The organism is Prevotella falsenii DSM 22864 = JCM 15124, assembly GCF_000613945.1.
Lineage (GTDB): Bacteria > Bacteroidota > Bacteroidia > Bacteroidales > Bacteroidaceae > Prevotella > Prevotella falsenii.
In genome coordinates this window covers 1-23,961 of the sequence record NZ_BAJY01000001.1, presented here as the reverse complement: position 1 = coordinate 23,961, position 23,961 = coordinate 1, and the positions used below count along the sequence as shown (strand labels likewise).

Here is a 23,961-nt window from a genome sequence, read left to right as displayed (position 1 = left end):
TACTACAAGTGAAATCAGTCGAAACCGAGTTCCACCCGTGCTTCTTCCGACATCATACTTTGGTCCCAAATAGGTTCAAAAACAAGATTTATGTTCGACGTGCGTACCCCTTTAACTCCTTCAACCTTTGTCCTTACGTCCTCGAATATGTAGTCGGCTGCAGGGCACGATGGCGATGTAAAGGTCATATCCATATCCAACGTGCCGTCGTCCTGCAAGTCTATCTTGTAAATCATACCGAGGTCGTATATGTTTACCGGAATTTCAGGGTCATAGACAGTTTTCAAAACCTCTACTATATCTTCTTCTATCTTTGCCTTCTCCTCTTGTGTCATAGCTCTTTCACTTAATTTATAGAATTGCTAAATGCAATCTAATAATTGCAAAGATAACGATTATATTTTACAACCGTGTGCCATTTACCAACTATTTTCTACTAATTTACATAATTCCTGTGTCGGTATCCTTGTGTTGGTTGCGCTGTCTGTCGTTGTGTTTCCTATGCCCGAACTCCAAGTTCCACGAAAGATTGAAGTTTAAAAGATTGCCATTTTCGCGGCTACGATACACTATATCTTTCGTTACGTAGCGATTGAGTATGTGCGTATGATAGGTCTTTGGGTGCTGCATAAATGGATTTTGAAGGTAGAGCGACAGTTGCAGGTTGCCCACACTATAGCTGCCGCCTATGTAGACATTGCCTCCGTTGTGCGCAAGCGTTTCTCCTTCATTGAATTTCCACCCGTTATCCGCATACGCCGATAGTGTCCAACGCCCCAAGTACGCCTGTATGCTAGCTTGGAAGTTGTAAGCCGTTAAGCTGTGCTTATAGTCGTCGCCTTCGTTAATAAAACGATAAATGCCTCCACCCAACGTCATTTCGATCACATCGGGTATGATTTTAAGGTTGAAATTGTCCATAACACAAAACATTGTAATGCGTTTCTGGTTGGCTTGCATATAGTAAAACCGGTCGTCGGCAGTGCGAACATATTTCGACATATTGGGATTGCTGTTCAATCGAAACAATATATCCACCATATTGTAAAAGCGTGGACGAACATAGTTGAAGCTCAGCATTTGCTGAACCACCTTGTTGGGCTCTATATTCGGGTTTCCCACACGCCATTCGCGGCTGTTTTCTCTTATTTTTGTATCGCTAATCATTGCTATACGCGATATATGCTCGTAGATTTGAAAGTTGTATCGCACCGAGAAGGCTTTAGAAACGGAATAGTTCAAAGTGAATTTGGGGCGGAAAAGCCAATAGTTGTATTTGTCGGTCGCTTGCTTGTAGCCTGCGTTCGTAGCTCCAATGCCAAACACGTAGCCCAGTTTCTGCCATGTTCCTTTTACTTCCGAGAACATATACAATGTGGAATAGTCCATTTGGTTCAACGATTTTACATCGCCCGTATACTCGTTTCGTATGTGTTTCAGCGACCCATTGACGCCCATCGACACGGTGAAAGGGCGCAACTGCCGTTCGTAGATAAGTTCGGAATAAAGCGAACGCATTCGTCCGTCCACATTATATATATAAGGTGAAACCTCTTTCAGGTAGTCGTTTGCCTTTGTTTCGATTGCCGTACCTACCAAATTGGCTGTGATACTGCTGCTTTTGCCCAACTTCCGATAATAGTAAAGGTCGAGAACAGGCGAGAAACTCCGCTCCGAACCATTGCTTTCCGACACGAAATTGCCTTCGGGTGTAAGTGTCTGATAGGTTCTGTCGGCATTGGGACTATGATTGAAGTTGCCCGATAGATTTGCTTGAAACACGTAGGAAGCCGAGTCGGCAAGACTATACTTCAGTTGTAGGTTGTTGCCGAACAAGCGATAGCGGCTCGATAAGTCGGTGCGCACGATGCGATAGCGTGTGTTGTCGTTCAGCAAATAGTCGGCTACTTCTTTCATTCTGTTTTTTTTGAAGTCTTGATAATTGAACGAATAGGAAAGCGAAAGTTCCGATTTTCCCCGATTAAACTTAGCATACGCCGTATTGTTGCCATACAAAGCGGTGAGCGAATTGCTCAAATCCACGCCCACTGCGCCACCACGCTCGCTCCGCACAGTACGAATGTTCAGCACATAGCCCACGTTTTCGCCATAACGGACACCCGGATTGTCGATGAATTCGATGCTTTTCACCAACTTAGGGTTCATACTCGTCAGCTCTGTCTTCGTCGCAACCACGCCATTGATGCGTATTTGCACGTCGCCGTTGTTGTTTAAAGCCGTTATGGCGTGCGTTACTTCGTCTACACGGATACGCGCCAAGCCGAGCTTAGCCAGCAAACTGTATCCGTTTACCGAATTGTTGCGCTGTGCTTTCGATGGGAAAATAAGTTGTCCGTCAGGTTTTTGCACCACTCTTGCAGCCTCCACCGTTACTTCAGACAGTTCTATGGTTTTTTCTTTCCTGTCCGTTTGCACCGTGTCGCTTACTTCTTTCTGTGTTAAATCGTACTGCAATCGTGCTGTATTCAGCAAAAAAGGGTGGGCAGACAAAGCGTTCTGCCCTGCCACTGCAATTAAAAATAAAGCAAAAAATCGTTTCATCGTCATTGAATAAATTTAGTTCTGTTCCTCTGCTGCCGAGCCATGGCATCGCAAACGAATCGTTATAATCTGCCAACAAAATTAATTAAAATAGCAAAAAGGCGGGCAAAACGTAGCTGACAATTGTCTGACATCTCACTGAACCCCAACCGACAGAGCCTGTTCTGACCTTTTTAGCTACCGTTTCATTGTTTTTCCGAATGGTAGTTGTCGCCCTGTTCGGTAACGATATTCAAGCCTGCGTGCTTTTGCAGTATGTGTTTTATGTGCCGAACAAGGATATGGAGCGTTTCAATTGCATCGGATTTTTTAGCTAAAACGCATCGCAAACGATTTGTTTCGATAGCCGGGTAGTCGGCAGAAGTTACGAAAATAAGGCTACAAATATGTAAAGATTATTCGCAAGCGCAACTGTTGTCTAACTATCTATTCGTCAGTGCATTACAAAACCTATTGTTTGGCATTGCAAAAGCGTAGGTTTTGCACGGTAAAAGCGTAGGTTTTGCAACGCAAAACCTACGCTTTCGCAACGTCAAATCGAAATTATCACTTTTTAAGGGAATTATCTTTACAAAACGAAACTAAAAATCTCTCACCATTTCATTAGCGAACTTGCTTTTAAAAAGCATCTGCGATATTACTTGTTTTACCTGCTTCCTGATGCCGAACCCACGTATAAGTAGATATTCATCGTTAATTGCCACAGTATTTGAGTACTGTGTTTCATTGCTTTTTCGTATCTTTGTTGCGAACAAATCTATTAAATTATGAAAAAAATATTACTCGTAGCTACGTTTGTAGCATTGTGCTTGCCTGCGTTGGCAGAGAAAATCACACTTAAAAGCAGTATGAAAAAGGGAGACCTCATTAGGATTTCGATTGCTGCAAAGAACAAAACGGTTCGCATTAATACGGGCGACGGTACGGCAAAAGATTATACCGTAACCGACGAAGTAATGAAACCTACATTCATTTCGCTGCAAGCAAGTGCCGAAAGTCCTACTATTGAGGTGGAAGGCGATGTGTTGGGAATTGTCTGTGCATCACTGTCGTTGTCGGAAATAGACTGTATGCAGGCTACATCTTTGCAGGTTTTAAAGTGCGACATTAATCAATTGACAACGCTCGACGTATCGAAGAATGCTGATTTGATAGGTCTTTACTGCAACGACAATACGCTTACGGAACTGAAATTAGGCACTCCAAAGAAACTGCAGCAACTATATTGCCAATTCAACGAGCTAACAAGCATCGACTTGAGCAATGCTGAAAAGCTGGTAGAACTGGGCTGTTACAGCAACAAACTTACAGCACTTGATGTAACGAACTGCCCCGAACTCATAGGAATGGATTGCAAGAAGAACAAAATAGGTACATTGGATTTGAGCAAGAACACGAAACTAAAGAGCTTGTATTGTCAAAGCTGTGCCCTCAAAGAACTAAATCTGCAAAACTGTGTGCTACTTACAAAGCTCCAATGTACCGACAACAAATTAAAAAGTTTAGATATTAGCAGGCAAAACCATCTGATAGAATTGATTTGCAGCAGCAACGACATTGGTAAACTCGAAGTATCGCACAACAAAGAACTGGAAACGCTCTTCTGTATGGAAACATCAATAAAAGAGCTGAACCTTAATGGGCTGACCAAACTTGCTGAACTGAACTGTGGTGGGTGCCAACTGAAGACCATCGACCTAAGCAAAAACAGCAACCTTGAATCGGTTTGCGTGTTCTTCAACGAACTAACCGAACTCAATATAGATGGTTTGAAGAAGTTGCAAGCCATTGTTTGCAGCCATAATCTGCTGAATTCGTTCTCTGCAAAGGGTTGTACGGCGTTGCGTGCCATAGACATCAGCCACAACAACCTAAGTGCTGACGCTACACTGGCTATGATTAGCGGTTTGGAAAAGCAAGAAGAGGCAGGGCAAATTATCTTTTTCAACTCTCAAGAGGAGGGCGAAGAACATAACACACTAACTGATGAGGCTATTAAAGCAGCAAATGCGAAGAGATGGATGCTGACAAACGGCGAAGAAGAAATCACTTCCGGCATTGCAAGTGTGGGCACTTCGGAAACAAATGCTTTGAAATTAACATGCAAAACGGCATCATTACTTTCTCGCCAAACGTAAATAACTGGCTATCGCCACGCTGACCGGTGCCATTTGCATGCAGGGAAATACCGGCAAGGCAAATATCTCTACGCTAAAAAGCGGTGTTTACATTGTTAAATATGGCAATTGCACACACCAAATCTGCAAGAAGATAGTTTTACAATAATCTCCGGTACTTGTAATACAAGCAAGCCAATTCTGATAAATATGGCATCATATTCAACCAAATATGACGTCATATTTTTTTAATTCAATCCTATCATATTGAAGTAGCGTACATACAATTACGCATAAACAGTTAATGCTGAAAAAGAAAATAGGGCTATCAAAACCCAAAGTTTTGATAGCCCTATTGTTAATGCTTTGTCTAAATGTTTAGAAAACGAGCTTTACAGACTTTGTGCCAACCTTTACGATGTAAGCACCGTGCTGTGCCAAACGAATGCGGAGGTTCTTCTCGCCATTGTTGTTATAAACAAGTTTTCCATCGAGTGTGTACACTTGAACATTCTCGCCATTGATGTTGTTCACACATACATCGCTGCCTTCTACCTGTACGAGTGCCTTAGCAAGTCCGATGCCGCTGATGCTGTTGGCAGTACCAACTTTCTTGAGGTCGCTGTACTTGCTCTCTACAAACTGCTTCTTCACATTTTTGTCGCTATTAACCTTGTATGCCGATGCGCGGTGAGTAACTTCTGACGTACCGACAAAGTAAGGAATAGTAATTTCGGCAGTTGGGTTTTGGAGCCATCTGCGGTAGCAGAATGGGTCGTTCAGACTTTCGCCGGCTTGGTAGTTCTGTGTAATCTTCAAGTCGTCAAGGTAGAGGTGCTCGTCAGCATAAACGGCATAGATACCTATAACAGACTTCTTTGAACCCTTTGTGAAGTTTACTGTGAAGTTCTTCCATTCGTCGTTTACTGCATTAGGGTGTCCTTTCAGATAGATAAGCTCTGCCTGCTCGTAGTCGCAAGTTGTCTCGTTATAGTTGAAGAGTGCGAAAGCTGCTTGTGTATAAACAGTAATTTCGTTGCCGTTTTCATCGATACCGGTTGTCGAAGCTGCGGCAAGTTTAACATTGACAGTGAACTTACCATTGTCTTTCGACATATCCAATTCCGGTGAAATAAGACCTGCATCGGTATGGTTGTGGTAATATTGCCAGCCGTCCAAGCAGATGTAGTCGGTGTAAGGAGCATAGTTGGTTCCTCTCCAGCCGGCTTGCTTCATTTCAGGAATATAGTATTCACTGTATGAACCGGGATTTGGGTTTTCCTTTGTCCAACCTGTGAGGTTTCCTTCTGCATCTTTTACATCGGTGAAGTTCTCTTCGGTAACAACGAACTCGCCGGCCTTTGCAGCCTTGCGGTCGTAGTAAGCAATGTAGTTGTAGCGTTCAGCTGTAGGAACAGTTCCCCAAGATGCAGTATATTTCGTTCCATCGAAGTTGCTGACTTCCTTCATTTCCGGAGCAACAAGGTTGAAAACATACATCTTATCAGAAGGAATAGAAACGTGGCTGTCTTTTGTTGCAGATACATTATAGAAATAGGTCTTTCCAGATTCTGCACCCGTTACGTTGAACTTGTTGGTGGTTACCTGCTTGTTTTCGAAAAGATATTCAGTCTTGCCGGTGGTTTTATCGATCGTGAATACATTAACATTGTATCCCGTAGCACCTTCTACTGCCGTCCAGTTGGCATCGAAACTTGTGCCTTCATAGTTGGTGTGCGGAAGCATGGTTGGTGTGTTTACGTGCTGCTTAACGGTAAACACTTCAATGTCGTCAATAAATATTGGCGCACCAACAGCTACAATATTAAAGAGAGAATACTTTCCGCCACCATAGAAGTACATAGTGTATTCTTTCCACTCATTGGTTACTTCAGGAAGAACCGCACTGCCCATCATGTCCCAAGAAGGAGACATATTGAAGGTTTCGGCAGCCTCTACCATTACTTGCGGATTTTCGCCGGCATTCTTGGTACGTGCCTTGAAGCGAATCCAAGCGATTCCACCGTTATCAGATACATTTAGCATCGGGGTGTTGATGTGTGCCATATCCTGTGGACCTGCTTCAAGGTAAACCATTCCTCCTGCTGAGTAGGCATTGCCGGAGCCCCAACCCGGAGTATTGAAGAACTCGTCTTTTGTATTAATCCAAGGATATTCGAACTCATCTTTAATCAGGCTGTTGTTCACATCGGGCGTAGCCTCGCTGCCGGCAGTCATTTTAGAGAAGTCTTCTTTCATTACCAACTGTTCCGTACCGTACTGGCTGGGAGCTTTTGCAAAACACACTTGAGGTGCGTTTGCCATATTCTGACCGAAGTTGAAACCTTTAGTGGGGGCTTTGAACTTCTGAGGCAGAACACCTTGTGTAACTTCTTGAACTTCTGTTCTGTTGTTTAACTGAGCAGAAACATTTCCTGTAACTGCAACTGTAAAGGTTGCCAAGAGGGCTAATCGTACATAGTTTTTTCTCATAATGTAATGAATGTAATGATTAAAAGGTAATTATTTGGTTTATTATGATGTTTCTAAAATGTTTGGTAACTGTAATCATAGTCTATGATAGTCGTTTGCTAATGTACTAACATTTTTTAGAATAGAGCACGAAAATTCGGTATTTATAACTTTTTTTTATTCTTCTTTTCGTGATTTCAAGCTGTTTTTGCAATAATCCGAGTGCTTTTTTCTATGATTGATACTTTTTTGCCGATACTTTTAGAATGCCTTCAACATCATACTTGAATGATGAAACCATTTGCAAGAAGCAAATGTATTAAGTAGGTGTTCAAAATTAAACGTATCTATATTGCTTTTATCTTTTATGCTTTCACTTTGCCATCGTCTTCACGTCTCTTTTCCGTCATTCTGTCGCCTTTCATCAGTCGTGTAGCCCGCTACACTCCTTCTTCAAGACGGCAGACTGACCGGAAAATAGCCGTAAATACAATGTCAATTAATTATGGACACCTACTTATCTTCTGCGAAAAGAGTTAATACTGCAAAAGAAAGGAGGATAATCAGAACTCAAAGTTTTGGTTACCCTCTTTTATCCTATCTTGTCAGAAGTATTTTAAACCTCCGTTTATTCTTGTTTCAGCTTAGAGAAGTTTCTTGCTGAGCTGTTCGAGCATATCGACAGTCATACTCTTAAGGTCGTATTGTGGCTTCCAGTTCCACTCGTTGCGAGCACAAGAGTCGTCCAAACGGTCCGGCCAGCTGTCGGCAATGCCCTGTTTCAATGGGTCTACATCGTAAACCATCTCGAAGTTTGGCTTGTGTTTCTTGATTTCGGCAAATATTTCTTCCGGCTCAAAGCTCATGGCTGCAACGTTGAAACCATTGTGGTGGATAAGCTTTGTCGGGTCGGCTTCCATCAAAGAAATAGCTGCATGCAAGGCGTCAGGCATATACATCATGTCCATATAAGTGCCCTTGGCGATAGGACAAACGAACTTTTCGCCCTTAACAGCCGAATAGTAGATGTCTACTGCATAGTCGGTTGTGCCACCACCCGGAGGAGTTACATAAGAAATAATACCGGGGAAGCGCACCGAACGTGTGTCTACGCCGTACTTCTTCTGGTAGTAGTCTGAAAGCAACTCGGTGGTAACCTTCGATACACCATAGATTGTGCCGGGACGCTGAACAGTGTCTTGTGGTGTCATATCGTGAGGCGTGCTTGGTCCGAAAGAACCAATAGAGCTCGGTGTGAACACTGCACACTTGTTTTCGCGGGCAATTTCGAGAATGTTCCATAAGCCGTCGATGCCTATTTTCCATGCCAAGCGTGGCTTTCCTTCTGCTACCACAGAGAGTAATGCTGCGAGATTGTAGATTGTGTCGATGTTGTACTTCTTCACTACCGCTGTAATCATCTCAGGATTTGTAACATCGCATTCTGCCGATGGACCACCTTCGAGAAGTTCGCCGGTAGGTTCTGCACCTTTAATGAAACCTGCGACAACGTTGTTGCCACCGTAAATGCTGCGCAATTCTCTTACAAGCTCCGAGCCAATCTGACCCGTAGAGCCAATAACCAAAATATTTTTCATATTATTATTGAATAGATTTTTCGTTTCGTGCTGCAAAGTTAAATACTTTTTTGATTAATTTAGGAATTGGAAGTATTAATGTTGTATAAAAAAACAGCTTTACTATAAAATAATCTGCTTTTAAGTTTCTTTTCTCGAAAAATATCAAGACCTTTGTAGTTGAATAATTAAAAACTTTATGCTATGTATGGTAAAATGAAACAACATCTCTGCGATGCACTCGCAGGACTTAAAGACGCAGGTCTTTACAAAGAAGAACGTATTATTGAAGGACCACAGCAAGCAGAAATCTTAGTGAAGGGAAAGAAGGTATTAAACTTCTGTGCCAACAACTATCTCGGCTTGTCTAACCACCCACGCCTTATCGAGGGTGCAAAGAAAATGATGGACAAGCGTGGCTTCGGTATGTCTTCTGTACGTTTTATCTGTGGAACACAAGACAGTCATAAGGAATTGGAAGCTGCCATTTCCGATTATTTCAAAACAGAAGATACTATCCTCTACGCAGCTTGCTTCGATGCTAACGGCGGTGTATTCGGCGCATTGTTCAACGAAGAAGACGCTATCATTTCCGACGCATTGAACCACGCTTCAATCATCGACGGTGTTCGCCTTTGCAAGGCAAAGCGTTATCGCTATGCAAACGGCAACATGGAAGAATTGGAAAAATGCTTGCAAGAAGCACAGGCACAGCGTTTCCGCATCGTTGTTACCGACGGCGTGTTCTCTATGGACGGCAACGTTGCTCCTATGGACAAGATTTGCGACCTCGCTGAAAAGTACGACGCACTGGTAATGGTAGACGAAAGCCACTCTGCAGGTGTTGTTGGAGAAACCGGACACGGCGTTAGCGAACTCTGCAAGACCTACGGTCGTGTAGACATCTACACGGGTACACTCGGCAAGGCATTCGGTGGCGCACTCGGAGGCTTCACCACCGGCCGCAAGGAAATTATCGATATGCTCCGCCAGAACAGCCGTCCTTACCTCTTCTCAAACTCTTTGGCTCCAAGCATCATTGGTGCAAGCCTTGAAGTTTTCAAGATGTTGAAGGAAAGCAACGAGCTGCACGACAAGTTGGTGGAGAACGTAAACTACTTCCGCGACAAGATGATGGCAGCCGGTTTCGACATTAAGCCAACACAGAGTGCTATCTGCGCCGTTATGCTCTACGATGCAAAACTTTCACAAATCTACGCTTCAAAGATGCTCGACGAAGGTATCTACGTTACAGGCTTCTACTATCCGGTAGTACCAAAGAACGAGGCTCGTATCCGTGTACAAATATCTGCAGGGCACAACCGCGAGCAACTCGACAAGTGTATCAACGCTTTCATTAAGATTGGTAAAGAACTTGGCGTGTTGAAATAAACCGCAGACACTATCAGTATAATATAATAAGGTGGATTTAAGACAGCGTTGGTTGTGTTAAACCCACCTTTTTGTTTTGCACTTCTATGCTTTTTATTTTCCCTGTTTACAGTTTGGCAGAACTTTGTTGAGGGAATGCTCCATTACAAACAAGTTATTAACTATCTAAATGTCTAACAAATATATGTGCCTATCTATTATTAAATTAAAAAGTATGATTACAAATAGATTTATTCTTTTAACCATATCGCTTCTAATTCCTATTGCATCATTTTCGCAGGGTAAATCAGAGTTGGACGTTTTCAAGCATACTGCAATTGATACAACCCAACTTATAGTTTCCTACGACCTTAATTTTAAGTATGATATTACAGGAACGAAGAACCCTCGTCAGGACAAAGTTTACACTTACATCGGACAACGAATATGCCATAGTTTTGTAGAGAGCGAACGCAGTGCCGACTTGAAGATGGCTGCTCAATATCAGGAAAAAGGAAGTCGTGGTTCAAGAGCTGCGATGTTACTGGTATCTAATTTGGGTGAAACCTACACTAACTATCCTAAAGGAAAAGTTACTGTAATTTACAATATGGACGGTGCAGGCTCCTATCTTTATGAAGAAACAACGCCTAAAATGCCTTGGAAGATCTCAACAGAGCATAAGATAGTATTGGGATATAACTGCACAGCAGCTACATGTAGGTATCGTGGAAGAGACTATAAAGCTTGGTTTACCACGGATATACCCTTATCTTATGGTCCGTGGAAGTTTGCTGGATTACCGGGGCTGATAATGGAAGTAGAAACACAAGACGGCGACTATCATTGGGTAGCTGTAGGAGTTGAAAAACCAAAGGAAGCGAAACCTATCTACTTCTTGGACAGAACCTATGTAAAGACTAATCGAGAGAAAACAAGAAAGCAAGAACATCTTCTTTTAAAAGACCCTGCTGCGTATTTGGATAGTTATGGTATTAAATTTACTGTAGTAAGCTTTAGTGGCGAAGCTGTAAAACTTAAGTTCTTCACCTTCGAAAATCCTATAGAAAAGGAATGAAACAGAGAACACTTATCTTTTTTGTACTGAGCTTTTTGCTATCTTCATATTGTATGGCGCAGACGGAGTTAGAAGATTCTGCTAACTTTATCGTATCCGGACGTGTCATTGATAATAAGCAAGAACCTGTAGAAGGGTGCATACTTTCCCTTTTGCAGGTAGAAGACTCTGCTTTCGTAGCACACGGACTAACAGGAGAAGATGGAAAATACTCCATATCCTTCCGTTCCAATAAGCCCAACCTATTGCTTCGCCTATCCGGATTCAACATAAAACAGCAGATAAAAAAGATAAGTGTTCAAAATCAACGCATCGATTTCAAAGCAGACTATGAAAGCATTACATTGAAAGAAGTGGTCGTGAAAGCGCAAAAGATATGGGGTAGCAGGGATACACTCAACTATCTTGTATCTTCCTACATGAAGGAACACGACCGTACCATAGGCGATATACTCAAGCAACTACCCGGTATCACCATCAACGACGGCATTATCAAGTATCAAGGTGTACCCATCAATCATTTCTATATCGAGAATATGGACGTGTTGCAGGGTAGGTATAATATTGCAACGAATGGTATCAGAGCAGAAGATGTAAGTACTGTACAAGTATTAGAGAACCACGAACCTACCAAAGCTCTGCAAGATCAGTTGCCACCGGAGTCGGCTGCGGTCAATTTGAAACTGAAGAAAAAAGCCAAAGGCACGTGGAATAAGTCGCTTAATCTTGGGATAGGGTATGATGCTGACGGTATGAAATGGAGTGCAGATGCAGGTCTTATGTACTTCGGACTTAAGCGTCAGCATGTTATTTATTACGAAACCGATAATGTTGGAGCATCGGTAAACTGGCTTACAACCTATTATGGAGGCAACAACCTTGGTGCTTCCAATATGACTTCCGTTATCTTCCCCGGCTTATCCCCATTAGGAAAAAGCCTGCGAAACAATCAGCACAATATCTCTTTCAGCAACCTTCATAAGTTAGGCAAGACCGCACAGATACATTACAACTTAACCTACGGGCACGACATACAACGCCAAAACAGCTATTCCCAAACTACATATCTACTGCCTGAAGCCAACATTCGCACCATAACGGAGGATATTTCCTCTCGCCACACCACCAATTCGGCAACGCTTCAATTAGATTTCGAGAACAATGCCGACCATACTTTTCTACGCAATACACTCGACCTGTCCGGGCAATGGAACGAAGACAACGGTATGGTGTTATCCAACAATTCACGTATTCAGCAGCATGCCTTCAGTAGAAACCTTGGCGTAAGCAACAAAACACAATGGATTCACCGTACAACCAATGGCGGAGGCTTCGAAATCAGCAGCACCAACTTTGCACAGACTAATCCACAGGCACTCACAATTACCGAGGATATGCAAGCCGGACAAGATGTCAAAGTAACCAATATGGGAAGCTACAACGAGTTTTCCCTCGTTAGAAACGTACGTCGTCATCATTGGACAATAGCACCCATAGCGTCGTTAAACGTTGAATATGTAGGGCTGACCTCATTGCTTACCCACGCTGATATATCTTCGTCAAACAAAGGCGATATGGGTTATTTTACTTTAAAAAACAATATTGGGGCGAGTTTACAATATGTAAAGAACAATTTCAGAATGTTGTTCAAATTGCCGTTGTCGCTCATTTATACAAAAGTAGATAACGAACCGATTGCCGATGAGCTTACAACCGCCCACCGAACCAAATTGCTTTTCTCTCCCTCCTTCGCACTATTATGGAAGGCGTCCGACCATTGGACATTATCAACCAACGGCAGATATGGTATGTTTCCTACGGGGTGGTCAAATCTTTTAACCGCCTATTTAATGAAAAACTACCGCACATTGAATCGTTACAGGGTAAATCTTGCTGAAAGCAAGTCGGCTTCCGTAGATGCCAAAATACAGTATAAGAACATTCTTAACGAGTTCTTCGCCTACCTTTCCGGCTCGGTTGGTCGTCAATGGAGCGATATTATGTATGGAACAACGATAGACGAGCATGCGCATACTGTGATGCAGGCGGAATATCTACCTCATCATACAAACAATTATACAATAACGGCAAATATGCGAAAGGAGTTTGGCTGGCACAACACAAGTATTGAGCTCACAGGTACTTATGCCATTAACCAAACTAAAATACTGCGTCAATCGGTGGTATCCGATTATCGATTCGACAGTTATTCCATTCTAAGCCACTTTGCAATTGATATTATTAAAGGCATAAGGCTCATGGAAAGTTGCAGATGGTCGGTGTTTCGCTCAAAATCAGACAACTATCAGAATAAAATACATAGCTTTAACAATGATGCTACGCTCAACATCAGTATCATTCCCAACCGCTTGATGTTCAAAACCGATATGCAATACACCCGCAATAGTCGATTTACCGACAAACGGAACTATGCATTTTTAAATGCAGGCATAAATTATAAAGCAACCCAAAAATTAGAACTACGTTTGAATTTTGATAATATTTTCAACACCCGAACTTTCGTTTCTTATGCAAACAGCGACTTTACAGAGAGTTATACTTCCTATCAGCTACGTCCACGAAGTATCATATTCGACATACGTTTTATACTATGAGTAGCATAAAGCTCTATATTTTTCTTTGCATACTACAAAGTTCTAATAGTTCAGACTTTCTCCTAAAAGGATTTGCTGTTGCACAGAGAGAAAACGTTAAAATAGTTTTAATTTTGTAAAGCAAATCTGATTGAAAAATGATACATATGCTTTTGCTTTGCGAAAGCGGCTGTTTTGCGATGCAAAACCTACGGTTTTACCGTGCAAAACCTACGCTTTTGGAACGCAAAACAATAGGTTTTGTAATGTGTTGGTTACGAGATGGTTATGCGATGGTTGCGTTTTGCCGCGACATTAACATTCTTAACACTTTTTAAGAGTGTGTTTATCGTACTACTAAAGGCTAAAAACAAAAAGGTGCAAAGCGTGGAATGGCTTTGCGGTAGCTCTGTTCTGACGATGAGTTTTTAGAAATCTGCCTTTACTTTTTCCGCACAATGGTCAGCCCATCGCGCAAAGGAAGTATTACGTTTTCCACACGGTCGTCGTGCGCAACAACATCGTTGAACTTGCGAATGCCCTGTGTCTGGTGGTCGTGGTCGTAGGCTGCATCGGCTACGTGCCCGTCCCAAAGGGTGTTGTCGGCAAGTATATAGCCGCCGGGGCGCAACATTTTCAGCACCGTATCGTAGGTTTCAAGATACGTCCGCTTGTCGCCGTCTACGAAAACCATATCGAACGTAATGCCCAACTTAGGTGCTTCGATGTTGGCATCGCCAATACGGAAGTCTATTTTGTCGGCTACTGCCGAGCTTTCTATCCACGGACGGGTGAAATCTTCCATCTCGTCGTTTATCTCAAACGTATATAGTTTGCCGTCGTCGGGAAGTCCTTCGGCAATGCAAATGGCAGAATAGCCGCTGAAGGTGCCCACTTCCAGCACGTTTCGGGGCTGCACCATCTGCACCAACATCTTCAATAGGCGGCCTTGCAGATGTCCGCTTGCCATTCGTCCGTGAACGGTGTGTATGTTCGTTGCCCTGTAAAGTCGGTACAAATAGTCGCCTTCGGGGGCTATGTGGTCGAGAATATACTTGTCTATCTGTTCGGTTTCCGTCATCGTTGCTTGCCTTTTTGCTGTCAAGAATTTCTATCTATGCCTTTCAATGCCTCCACTGCCAAGCGGTAAGAGTCCATTCCAAACCCTTGAACGGTGCCGATGCAGGCAGGTGCAATCATGGAATGGCGACGATATTCCTCGCGGTTGTTCACATTACTTATATGTACTTCCACCACAGGAACGGCAATGGCACGAATGCAGTCTTGCAGCGCAATGCTGGTATGGGTGTATGCTCCGGCGTTCAGCACTATGCCGTCGCAGGCAAATCCCACCTCTTGCAACTTGTCGATGAGTTCGCCTTCCACATTGCTCTGATAGTATTCAATGTCTGTATCGGCATACATCGCACGCAGTTTCGGCAAGTATGCCTCCATAGACAGATTGCCGTAAACACTTGGTTCGCGCTTACCCAAGAGGTTAAGGTTAGGACCATTGATGATGATTATTTTCATATTACACAGAAATTACTTATCTTTGCACCCATCGGGGCACTATCTCTGCAAAAATACACAATAATATGGAAACGAGCAAGGAAACATCTTCTAATCTTATTCGCAAGTATCAGCGTTACTTAAAGTTGGAGAAAGGTTATTCGGCAAATACGCTCGATGCCTACATGCACGATGTGGACAAGTTGCTGAAGTTTCTTGCTGATGAAGAGAAAACGCCGCAAGAGGCGAAGTTGGAAGATATAGAGAACTTTGCTGCGGCGGTATGCGACCTTGGAATAGGTGCTCGGTCGCTGGCTCGGATATTGAGCGGTGTCAGACAATTCTACCGCTTTTTGGTGCTCGACGGCTATATGGAGGCAGACCCTACCGAATTGCTCGAATCGCCAAAACAGCCGCAACATCTGCCGGAAGTGCTTTCGACGGCAGAGGTAGATATGCTGGAGCGTGCCATCGACCTATCGAAATGGGAGGGACATCGCAACCGTGCCATCATCGAAGTGTTGTTTTCGTGTGGCTTGCGTGTGTCGGAGCTTACGCATCTGAAGCTCTCAAACCTTTACCGAGAGGAGCAATTCGTCCGCGTTATGGGTAAAGGCTCGAAGGAACGCCTTGTTCCTATATCGCCAAAGGCTTTGCAGGAGCTGGACTATTGGTTCGCCGACCGTAACCAAATGAAGATTAAGGAGGGCGAAGAAGACTATGTTTTCCTGAACAGACGTGGTGCACACCTTACCCGAACCATGATTTTGATAATGATTAAGAACTACGCAAGACATGCAGGCATAAAGAAAACCATATCGCCGCATACGCTGCGACACTCTTTTGCCACGGCTTTGCTCGAGGGCGGAGCCAACTTGCGTTCCATTCAGGCAATGCTTGGGCACGAAAGTATCGGCACGACGGAGATATACACGCACATCGACACCGGCACGTTGCGCGAGGAAATTCTTAACCATCACCCACGAAACATTGCCTACAACCGGCAGCATGGGCAATAGAAACGGCTAACGAGAACAAACAACGGACAATGGAAAAGAAAACAACCATACTGACTATTACGGGTTCGGACAGCACGGGCGGTTCGGGCGTACAGGCTGATATAAAGACCATAACAATGTTAGGGGCATACGCTGCCACTGCCATAACTTCGGTTACGGCGCAAGATACCGAAGGCATACAGCAACTTTACGACATTCCTGCCGAGGTTCTGGATATGCAAATTCGTGCCGTATTGAACGATTTGAAACCCAATGCGGTGAAGATTGGTATGCTTCGGAGCGTGGAACAGGTACTGACGGTAGAACGATTATTGCGCGAATACAATCCTGAATTTGTGGTTTTAGACGCTGTCATCATCAGTAGTAAAGGCAAAATGCTTATGCCGAAGAAGGTAATAGATGCGATGGTAGAGCGGCTTTTCCCATTGAGCAGCATCGTTATTATGAAGCAAAGCAGTGCCGCCTATATGCTGCAAGAGGGCGAAACCCACAGCAACGAAGCCTTGGAGCGAATGGCACGGAAGGTTTTACAGCTCGGTAGCGCAGCGGTAGTGTTGCAGGGAGGCGTCATCGCCAAGGCGTCGCTCACCGATGTGCTGGTGGAAAGCAACAGCGCAGCTGCCCATTTCTACACCCGCCCCGGTTTTATAGACCGCATCACACACGGTTCGGGCGGTGCATTCACGTCGGCAGTAGCCGTTCATCTCTGTGCCGGCGACACCGTAGGGCACGCCATCGGACAAGCGTCAGACTATATGTGCCAACTCATTTTGCGTTCTGCCGACTCTAATCTTGGAACAAACGCACAGCTGCTCGACCACAGTAGCGACCTGCCCCGACAGGTTATATCCGACCGAATGTTGGAATTATACAACCAGTTGATGGACAATATTGCTGCCAACCACCGCAAAACGGGCGAAGTACGCTTCTATGCCAATGCGCTAAACGTTACTCCCCGCTATTTGGCACAGGTAACACGACGTGTCGCAGGGCGCACTCCCAAGCAGCTCATAGACGACTATATAATAAAAGAGGTGGAAGCAAACTTGGCCGGAACAACCCTCAATATTCAGGAAATAGCCTTCGCTTTCGGTTTCTCATCGCAAGTACAGTTCAACAAATTCTTCAGGAAGATGAAGGGTTGCGCCCCCGGACAATACAGAAAACAAGCCAAAAGCGTAGCCGTATAGCCCGGTTTGTGTGATATTTAAAGCTTTCGCTCCAAATCAGAAATAACGCAAACTTGGTATAAACGAGCAGGTTAAACAGGCTATTTCACAGATGTTTTTAAGCAAGTTCACTGATGAAGCAGTGAGAACGTTTCTGTTTAGTTTTGTAATAATAATTCTCTTAAAAAATGATAATTGCGTTTTGACATTGCGAAAGCGTAGGTTTTGCAATGCAAAACCTACGCTTTTACCGTGCAAAACCTACGGTTTTGGAACGCAAAACAATAGGTTTTGTAATACGCTGACGGATAGATGGTTAAGTGATAATTGTTCTTGTGAAAAATATTTACACTTTTGTTGTCTTTTTTTCGTTTATGAATAACGCAAGCTCGGCGCAAGAATTTGAGGACGAAGACACCTCACTTCTTATTGATTATAAGCATATTAAATCATAATCAATTCTTTCTTTAAGTATCTTAATAAATAATATGCCGGTGTAATCCTTATACCGAACTCACGTAGAAATAAGGTTTGAAAACGCAGCAACCGAAATTGCGGTAAATCAAAAAAACTCCCTTAAAGCATGAATTTATGCATTTTCCCGACTAAAAATTTGTGCATAAACTAAAAAAGCATTATCTTTGCACTCGTAATTGTCCTATGGTGTAATGGTAGCACAACAGGTTTTGGTTCTGTTTGTGGTGGTTCGAATCCGCCTAGGACAACTTCTTTAAAAGTCCACATGCAGCTTTTTTCTGCTTGTGGATTTTTTTTTATTGATACTTCCACCACCCATAACACCGTTCTTGTATATGATTTGTTGAAATCTAAATATGCAGTCCCACCATAGAAAAGGCTGAAAAAAGTTGCAATAATTTGATAAATTGCTATAATTTACTTATATTTGCCCCATAAAAAATAGAAAGATAACTAATTTATAGGAAAGTTATGAAGATAGAACAAAAAGAAATCGTAAAGGTCGCACTTGCCCTTATCGTGGGTGTTGCGGCAGTGGCAGCCTGTTGGCAAATAGGACATGGGTTGCAAAACTTCCGTCGTGGGGAAAACAAAATTCAGGTTACAGGTATGGCAGAAAAGCAAATTACGAGCGACCTTATTGTATGGAATATCACCGTCAGTGGGAAAGCATTCAAGAAGAGTGATGCCTATGCCGAATTCGACCGCTCAAACCGTCAGGTAAGAAAGTATTTGCGCGACAACAATATTCCCGATTCGTGCATCGAAGCCAACAGTGTCAGCATTGAAAAACAGACACGAAGCGAGTATGATCCAAAAGCTGAACGATACTTCGATATTGACGACGGATATGCCGTAACGCAGTATATCATAGTAACTTCGCACAATTTACCTGTTGTAGAAAAGGCTTATCAGAAAATATCTGCACTCTACGAACATGGCGTAGACTTCAGCAGCAACGACCCGCTCTATTATTATACCAAGCTCAACGACTTGAAGATGGAACTTCTGCATAATGCCGGCATCGATGCCTACAAGCGTGCTGAAACCATTGCGGAAGGCTGCAATGCTTCTGTAGGCAGTCTGCAATCGTCGTCGATGGGCGTGTTCCAGATTGTCGGACTGAACAGTAGCGAGGACTACAGCTGGGGCGGAACATTCAATACAAGCGATAAAGAGAAGAAAGCAAGTATCACAATACGTGCTACTTATTCGCCACGCTAATGGCAAAACCTACGCTTTCGCAATGTAAAAATGCAGTTGTCGCTTTTTAAGAGAATTATCTTTACAAGGTTAAACTGAAAATCTCTCGCTGTTTCATTAGGAGGCTTGCTTTAACCCCAATGGGTCATTAGTACGCTAACGACCGATTGGGGTTTAAAATAACATCTGCCGGATTACCCCTAAGCGGGCAATCCGGCAGATGTCTTTTGTAATATTAAAGCTGTTGCCGAACAGCAATGAAAAGAAATAAGCCTAAAAGATGCTTTTCCGAATAGCATTCTTTAGGCTTATTGTTGTTTTTTAGCGTGTTGCCATAAAGTAGCTTGTGCCTGCTACTGCTTGGCGAAGTTCGTACAAACCGGTGGCATCCGGAGTAACGTCCATAGTCATTCCATTGTTTAAGAATGCCTTTATTGTACCGTTTTCGTTGAAGTGTATGAGTTTGTTTTCCTTGCCATTCTCGTTCATGTACCAGTTGTTTTCTTCCTTGTTGTAAGTCAGGTGGAAAACACTGCCGTTAGGACGAGTGATTTCGTATCCATTTTCAAGGTACTTTACAGCATACATCAATCCGTCGTCGCCCTTGATATTCTTGGTTTTACCAATGTTTTTTGCCATTGGGTTGTCGCCTGTCCAGAACTCAATAGAGTTCAGAATGAGTGCGTCTATTGTACCTGCGATAGCGTAGGCTGGCGAAATAACAAGGAAAATAAGTTCGTTTAAGAACTTAGAGTCGGTAGCACGTCTGTTCCATTTTGCCAACTTGTTGAACATTGTAAACGAACCAACGCAAGAAGTTGCTAACATTGTTCCGGCCATAAGGCATATTGCCGTTTTAATTCCTTTTCTTTTCATAATGAATAAAGTTTTGTTGATATTTTATTGTTACAAATATGCGGATATTATTTTACTGTGCATTGCTTATTTTTGCATAATTTTCTCTGTCAGTTCCTCGAAACTATTGGCTATGTCAATGCGTTGATGGTAGTCGCCACGTATGAAACCGTGCGCTTGTAAATCGTCTAATAAGGCAATGAGCGAGTTCCAAAAGCCTTCCACATTATATAATATGACACGCTTGTTGTGGTAGCCTATGGAGGCAGAAGCGGCAACAGTAAATACTTCATCGAGTGTACCGATGCCGCCGGGGAGTGCCACGGTAATGTCGCTTTGCATCATTAGCAAGTCTTTGCGGTCAGATAGGTTGTCGCAAGGAAACTCTATGTCGATGTATTTACTTTTCTTTCCGCCTTCTTCTACGAGACGAGGTACGACACCTATGGTTGTTCCTCCGGCTTCGTGTACCGATTTGCCAATACATTCCATCAGTCCGATGTTGCACCCACCGTAAGTTACGGTATGGTGGTTTGTGCCTATCCACTGCCCAAATTCCTTTGTTCGCTCAAAAAAAACCGGGTCTATGTTGTTGTTTGCGGAACAAAATACACCTATTTTCATATCCTTGATATTATATTTTTTATTTGTTGAATATATTCAATCTTTTGCAAAAGTACGCTATTACAATAGTTGAACCAAGTACTTGTCGAACTTTTTACTTGTTTTTTAGAACTTATTGGCTACTTTTTAATGTTTGTAAACGATATTCATTGCAAAATCTTCCTTTTATTTATAATGCGGGTTGCGGCATAAGAAAGCAGGTCAGGCAGGCTATTTCACAGATGTTTTTAAGCAAATACCCCTGATGAAACAGTGAGAGTTTTTCCGTTTAACTTTGTAATGGTAATTCCGTTAAAAAGCGACAACTGCGTTTTGATATTGCGAAACAGTCGCTTTTGGAACGTGAAACAATAGGTTTCGTAATGCTCTGATGAATAGATGGTTAAGCGATAGTTGCATTTGTGAAGAATATTAACTTATCTGTTGTTTTCTTTTCGTTTATAAATAATGTGTGTTCGGTGTAAGAATTTTGACGAAGATATTCATTTCTTTTCGATTATAAGCAAATTAAATCATAATCAGTTCGTCCTTTAAGCATCTTATAGATAACATACCGTCGTACTCCTTATATCGAACTTATATTATAAAATATCTTGTTTTACATTTTCCCTTTTATGATATGGCTGTACTTATTTATAGAATTATTCTGTAAAAATGTAATATTATTATGATTTTATTGTGTTTTAAAAAAGAATAATAGTATATTTGTGCCAATTGTAATTATATCTCTTTTTCCACGCAGCGGGAAGATGGATAAATTGCATTCATATGGCTTTACCGGCTTTGCCTTTGAAGTTTTGATGATTAAACTAAATTATCGAGCTGCATATAGGAGACTTATACAATGAGAAAAGCATTTCTTTTGTTGGCTTGTATGTTTCTCTTAATAAGAAATATCGCCCTCGCGCGAAACTATACCGAAAGGCTTGCGTAATATAAATATGAGGGTCAAGAGATAGAAAGCTAATTGAAAAATCTCTCTAAACTAAGTTATTGCCGGTATATAATCTGTCAAAAAATGAAGGAACGATATAGGTCTACTCCTTGAAATCAATTTGAAAGCAAATAGAATATTTATCTTTTTAAAAACAATCAAAGTATGCAAAGGAATTATTCTTTATTAATGGTTGCAACAATTGCTTTATTTGGCAATGTTTGCATGGCTCAAACTTCACCTGTGGAACCATATATTGAGCTTACCTCGGGGCAAGAAACAGGAAAATGGGCACTATCACTTGCTGTAGCTAACGATGAAGATAAAGCTAAAGTATGGGTAGATTTGAATGATAATGGTCAGAAAGACGAAAATGAAACCATTGGTACGTGGGAATGGTATTGGTATAGTAGACCACGCACCGCCAAAACTTTGAAGGTTTACGGTCCTATCATTGATATTGACTGCGGTAGCAAAGACAATGCGATTGCTGCAATCAATATCAAGAATAACCCTCATCTCCAAAAGTTAAAATGCACCTATTCTGAAGGACTCACGTCGTTAGACCTTTCAGAAAATAGTAATCTTAAGAAGGTTAATGTAAGTGGCTGCAAACTTAACAGTATAGCACTGCCTACCCAAACCCCTGCATTGGAAGAACTGGACGTAAATGACAATCAACTTGATAAACTTGAGGTGCCCAATTGCACTAAACTATTAAGAATAGATTGCTTTAAAAACATTCTCACAGCCGATGCCATGCAAAAGTTAGTGGAAAGTCTTCCCGACCGTTCGCAAGAAAGTATAGCAGGAAGATTGTTTGTGCTTTACAGCGTAGATGAGAAAGAGAAGAATGAAATTCTAAAGACTTCGGTAGAACAAGCCAAGGGCAAAAATTGGGAAGTGAAATATTTTACAGGGCAAATAGACTATGAAGGCTCAGACCATAATCGTTACCTAACTTCAATGCCCAAGGCTACCTTAACCACAGATAGACAAAGTGGCGAATGGTTGCTGAACCTTAGTGTTCCCGAACAAGAGGTTGATAGTGTTTGGATTGACTTGAACAACAACAATGAATATGACTATGGTGAGGAACAAAACGTGTTTAATCAAACAGTGCGCCTGCCTATTACCGGAGAGAAAATAAACATTTATGGCAAGTTAAATAAGCTTGTGTGTATGGACAATCATCTTACTGCGCTCAATGTTGAAGAATGTACAGATTTGGAAGTTCTTAATTGTTCAAAGAACAAACTTCAGGCATTAAAACTTAAAAACAACAAGAAACTTAAAGAGTTGTTAGGGTATGAAAATGAATTGACAGAAATTGATTTGAGTGAAAATAAGGAACTGGTTTTGCTTTCACTCAATACCAACAAGCTCTCGGCAGTGAACTTTGATACTAATAATGCATTGACTACGCTATTTGTCTCAAATAATGAACTTAAAGAACTCAATGTAAAACCTTGCATAAATCTTGGAACAATTGCATTTGAGAATAATCAGATTCAAGAAATTGATTTAAGTAAGAATACCCTTATTGAGAGTATTTATGCCAAAAAGAACAAACTTACGACGTTAAACTTAAAGGAACTCGCTAAACTGCGAATGCTTTCATGTGAATATAATACACTTTCCGGCATTACTCTTAACGGAAATCTACAACTGGAAGCTGTATACTGCTTCTGCAATAAAATCAAAGGGAAAGAAATGGAAGCACTGTGTAACATGTTACCTATGAGAGAAGATAATAAAAAAGGCGAATTTTATGTTATTGACACTACTAACCCCACGGAAGAGAACCTATGCACTAAAAAAGATGTTGAAGCTGCCAGTAATAAGAATTGGCAGGTTTATGATTACAAAAATAAGGAAAACAATGGCAAGAATCTTTACGAGGGGAAAGAAACCCCTACAGGATTAAATCAGATAGAAACCGGAAGAGGTGTTGATGTGTGGTTCACTGATAATGGAAAGTTGCAAGTTTACACTCCTCAAAATTTGCAAGGCAAGGGCATTACGGTGTATGATGTCAATGGAAATATTTTGAGTAAAGATGTATGTAAGGGTGGTCTTCAGACCCTTTTCATACAGAAAGGTAAGTATCAAGGCGTGATATTCATTCAGGTAGATGGTAAAATGTTCAAGAGAATATATTGGTAGATGACCTCTATTTTAATATGAGCTCAGCATAATAAAGCAGGTTAAGCAGGCTATTTCACAGATATTTTTAAAGCAAGTTCGCTAATGAAACTGTGAGAGATTTTCTGCTTAACCTGCTTTCTTATGCCGAACGCACGTTATTTATAGCTTTATAAGCTATTCAAATGTAAGTTTTGCAAAGTTCTCGTGCTGTCCCCCTTATATATAATAAGGTGTATAAAGAATTATATT

Annotated in this window: 18 protein-coding genes and 1 tRNA gene; 11 read left to right on the top strand and 8 right to left on the bottom strand. The window is 42.0% G+C overall.

The features are described from left to right. Positions 1-14: 14 nt before the first annotated feature. Positions 15-335, bottom strand: coding sequence for a metal-sulfur cluster assembly factor (locus JCM15124_RS00100; protein ID WP_024997789.1), 321 nt, complete (start codon positions 333-335; stop codon positions 15-17). A gap of 106 nt (positions 336-441) precedes the next feature. Beyond that, the gene (locus JCM15124_RS00095; protein ID WP_232220017.1) at positions 442-2,562 is read right to left on the bottom strand and encodes a porin family protein; all 2,121 of its coding nucleotides are present in this window, start codon (positions 2,560-2,562) and stop codon (positions 442-444) included. 767 nt (positions 2,563-3,329) lie between these two features. Between JCM15124_RS00095 and JCM15124_RS00080 the strand changes: the two genes are divergently transcribed. Both JCM15124_RS00080 and JCM15124_RS17240 read left to right on the top strand, forming a co-directional pair. Beyond that, positions 3,330-4,700 (top strand): leucine-rich repeat domain-containing protein, encoded by a 1,371-nt coding sequence (locus tag JCM15124_RS00080; protein WP_024997787.1) that lies wholly within the window; start codon positions 3,330-3,332, stop codon positions 4,698-4,700. A gap of 37 nt (positions 4,701-4,737) precedes the next feature. After that, entirely contained in the window at positions 4,738-4,848 is a 111-nt protein-coding gene (locus JCM15124_RS17240) for a T9SS type A sorting domain-containing protein (protein WP_506256103.1), read from the top strand. A 209-nt stretch (positions 4,849-5,057) separates the two neighbouring features. Here JCM15124_RS17240 and JCM15124_RS00075 read toward each other — a convergent pair whose 3' ends face one another. After that, positions 5,058-7,172 (bottom strand): T9SS type A sorting domain-containing protein, encoded by a 2,115-nt coding sequence (locus JCM15124_RS00075; protein WP_024997786.1) that lies wholly within the window; start codon positions 7,170-7,172, stop codon positions 5,058-5,060. 306 nt (positions 7,173-7,478) lie between these two features. Here JCM15124_RS00075 and JCM15124_RS15605 point away from each other — a divergent pair, with 306 nt between their 5' ends. Then, complete coding sequence (locus JCM15124_RS15605) at positions 7,479-7,691, top strand: hypothetical protein (RefSeq protein ID WP_156930563.1); 213 nt, start codon at positions 7,479-7,481, stop codon at positions 7,689-7,691. A 104-nt stretch (positions 7,692-7,795) separates the two neighbouring features. On the opposite strand, the gene JCM15124_RS00070 is transcribed toward JCM15124_RS15605, so the two are convergent. Continuing rightward, a complete protein-coding gene (locus JCM15124_RS00070) occupies positions 7,796-8,749 on the bottom strand; it encodes an NAD-dependent epimerase/dehydratase family protein (protein ID WP_024997785.1) in 954 nt (317 codons plus the stop codon). Positions 8,750-8,932: 183 nt separating this feature from the next. On the opposite strand from JCM15124_RS00070, the gene kbl reads away from it, so the two are divergent. The 3 genes from kbl (at position 8,933) to JCM15124_RS00055 (ending at position 13,792) form a co-directional block, all read left to right on the top strand. Next, entirely contained in the window at positions 8,933-10,120 is a 1,188-nt protein-coding gene (kbl, locus tag JCM15124_RS00065) for a glycine C-acetyltransferase (protein WP_024997784.1), read from the top strand. A gap of 214 nt (positions 10,121-10,334) precedes the next feature. After that, a complete protein-coding gene (locus JCM15124_RS00060) occupies positions 10,335-11,177 on the top strand; it encodes a GLPGLI family protein (RefSeq protein WP_036884800.1) in 843 nt (280 codons plus the stop codon). Further along, a complete protein-coding gene (locus JCM15124_RS00055) occupies positions 11,174-13,792 on the top strand; it encodes a TonB-dependent receptor (RefSeq protein WP_232220016.1) in 2,619 nt (872 codons plus the stop codon). The genes JCM15124_RS00060 and JCM15124_RS00055 overlap by 4 nt, the downstream gene beginning before the upstream one ends. Positions 13,793-14,213: 421 nt before the next feature. Here JCM15124_RS00055 and JCM15124_RS00045 read toward each other — a convergent pair whose 3' ends face one another. Both JCM15124_RS00045 and aroQ read right to left on the bottom strand, forming a co-directional pair. After that, positions 14,214-14,852 carry an O-methyltransferase gene (locus tag JCM15124_RS00045; protein WP_024997780.1) on the bottom strand — a complete coding sequence of 213 codons (639 nt, stop codon included), beginning with the start codon at positions 14,850-14,852 and terminating at the stop codon, positions 14,214-14,216. Between the two features lie 20 nt (positions 14,853-14,872). Then, entirely contained in the window at positions 14,873-15,304 is a 432-nt protein-coding gene (gene aroQ, locus JCM15124_RS00040) for a type II 3-dehydroquinate dehydratase (RefSeq protein ID WP_024997779.1), read from the bottom strand. A 65-nt stretch (positions 15,305-15,369) separates the two neighbouring features. Between aroQ and xerA the strand changes: the two genes are divergently transcribed. From xerA to JCM15124_RS00020, 4 genes are all read left to right on the top strand, one after another. Beyond that, positions 15,370-16,302 carry a site-specific tyrosine recombinase/integron integrase gene (gene xerA / locus JCM15124_RS00035; protein ID WP_024997778.1) on the top strand — a complete coding sequence of 311 codons (933 nt, stop codon included), beginning with the start codon at positions 15,370-15,372 and terminating at the stop codon, positions 16,300-16,302. A 29-nt stretch (positions 16,303-16,331) separates the two neighbouring features. Further along, a complete protein-coding gene (locus tag JCM15124_RS00030) occupies positions 16,332-17,492 on the top strand; it encodes a hydroxymethylpyrimidine/phosphomethylpyrimidine kinase (RefSeq protein ID WP_024997777.1) in 1,161 nt (386 codons plus the stop codon). 633 nt (positions 17,493-18,125) lie between these two features. Beyond that, positions 18,126-18,196, top strand: a tRNA-Gln gene (locus tag JCM15124_RS00025). Between the two features lie 223 nt (positions 18,197-18,419). Continuing rightward, positions 18,420-19,172 (top strand): SIMPL domain-containing protein, encoded by a 753-nt coding sequence (locus tag JCM15124_RS00020; RefSeq protein ID WP_024997776.1) that lies wholly within the window; start codon positions 18,420-18,422, stop codon positions 19,170-19,172. 300 nt (positions 19,173-19,472) lie between these two features. Here the strand turns inward: JCM15124_RS00020 and JCM15124_RS00015 are convergent, their stop codons facing one another. Both JCM15124_RS00015 and JCM15124_RS00010 read right to left on the bottom strand, forming a co-directional pair. Continuing rightward, positions 19,473-20,027, bottom strand: coding sequence for a DUF3332 domain-containing protein (locus tag JCM15124_RS00015; protein WP_024997775.1), 555 nt, complete (start codon positions 20,025-20,027; stop codon positions 19,473-19,475). A gap of 66 nt (positions 20,028-20,093) precedes the next feature. Then, positions 20,094-20,630 carry an LOG family protein gene (locus JCM15124_RS00010; RefSeq protein WP_024997774.1) on the bottom strand — a complete coding sequence of 179 codons (537 nt, stop codon included), beginning with the start codon at positions 20,628-20,630 and terminating at the stop codon, positions 20,094-20,096. Positions 20,631-21,729: 1,099 nt separating this feature from the next. On the opposite strand from JCM15124_RS00010, the gene JCM15124_RS00005 reads away from it, so the two are divergent. Next, positions 21,730-23,730, top strand: coding sequence for a leucine-rich repeat domain-containing protein (locus JCM15124_RS00005; RefSeq protein WP_036884756.1), 2,001 nt, complete (start codon positions 21,730-21,732; stop codon positions 23,728-23,730). The last annotated feature ends 231 nt before the right edge of the window (positions 23,731-23,961 follow it).

What these genes read in the sequence shown, in the direction of transcription:
- JCM15124_RS00080 (WP_024997787.1), top strand. Translation starts at nt 3,330, where the DNA reads ATGAAAAAAATATTACTCGTAGCTACGTTTGTAGCATTGTGCTTGCCT.
- JCM15124_RS00010 (WP_024997774.1), bottom strand. Translation starts at nt 20,630, where the DNA reads ATGAAAATAGGTGTATTTTGTTCCGCAAACAACAACATAGACCCGGTT.
- JCM15124_RS00055 (WP_232220016.1), top strand. Translation starts at nt 11,174, where the DNA reads ATGAAACAGAGAACACTTATCTTTTTTGTACTGAGCTTTTTGCTATCT.
- JCM15124_RS00060 (WP_036884800.1), top strand. Translation starts at nt 10,335, where the DNA reads ATGATTACAAATAGATTTATTCTTTTAACCATATCGCTTCTAATTCCT.
- JCM15124_RS17240 (WP_506256103.1), top strand. Translation starts at nt 4,738, where the DNA reads ATGCAGGGAAATACCGGCAAGGCAAATATCTCTACGCTAAAAAGCGGT.
- JCM15124_RS00005 (WP_036884756.1), top strand. Translation starts at nt 21,730, where the DNA reads ATGCAAAGGAATTATTCTTTATTAATGGTTGCAACAATTGCTTTATTT.
- JCM15124_RS00100 (WP_024997789.1), bottom strand. Translation starts at nt 335, where the DNA reads ATGACACAAGAGGAGAAGGCAAAGATAGAAGAAGATATAGTAGAGGTT.
- xerA (WP_024997778.1), top strand. Translation starts at nt 15,370, where the DNA reads ATGGAAACGAGCAAGGAAACATCTTCTAATCTTATTCGCAAGTATCAG.
- JCM15124_RS00030 (WP_024997777.1), top strand. Translation starts at nt 16,332, where the DNA reads ATGGAAAAGAAAACAACCATACTGACTATTACGGGTTCGGACAGCACG.
- JCM15124_RS00095 (WP_232220017.1), bottom strand. Translation starts at nt 2,562, where the DNA reads ATGAAACGATTTTTTGCTTTATTTTTAATTGCAGTGGCAGGGCAGAAC.
- JCM15124_RS00015 (WP_024997775.1), bottom strand. Translation starts at nt 20,027, where the DNA reads ATGAAAAGAAAAGGAATTAAAACGGCAATATGCCTTATGGCCGGAACA.
- JCM15124_RS00045 (WP_024997780.1), bottom strand. Translation starts at nt 14,852, where the DNA reads ATGACGGAAACCGAACAGATAGACAAGTATATTCTCGACCACATAGCC.
- JCM15124_RS00070 (WP_024997785.1), bottom strand. Translation starts at nt 8,749, where the DNA reads ATGAAAAATATTTTGGTTATTGGCTCTACGGGTCAGATTGGCTCGGAG.
- kbl (WP_024997784.1), top strand. Translation starts at nt 8,933, where the DNA reads ATGTATGGTAAAATGAAACAACATCTCTGCGATGCACTCGCAGGACTT.
- aroQ (WP_024997779.1), bottom strand. Translation starts at nt 15,304, where the DNA reads ATGAAAATAATCATCATCAATGGTCCTAACCTTAACCTCTTGGGTAAG.
- JCM15124_RS00075 (WP_024997786.1), bottom strand. Translation starts at nt 7,172, where the DNA reads ATGAGAAAAAACTATGTACGATTAGCCCTCTTGGCAACCTTTACAGTT.
- JCM15124_RS00020 (WP_024997776.1), top strand. Translation starts at nt 18,420, where the DNA reads ATGAAGATAGAACAAAAAGAAATCGTAAAGGTCGCACTTGCCCTTATC.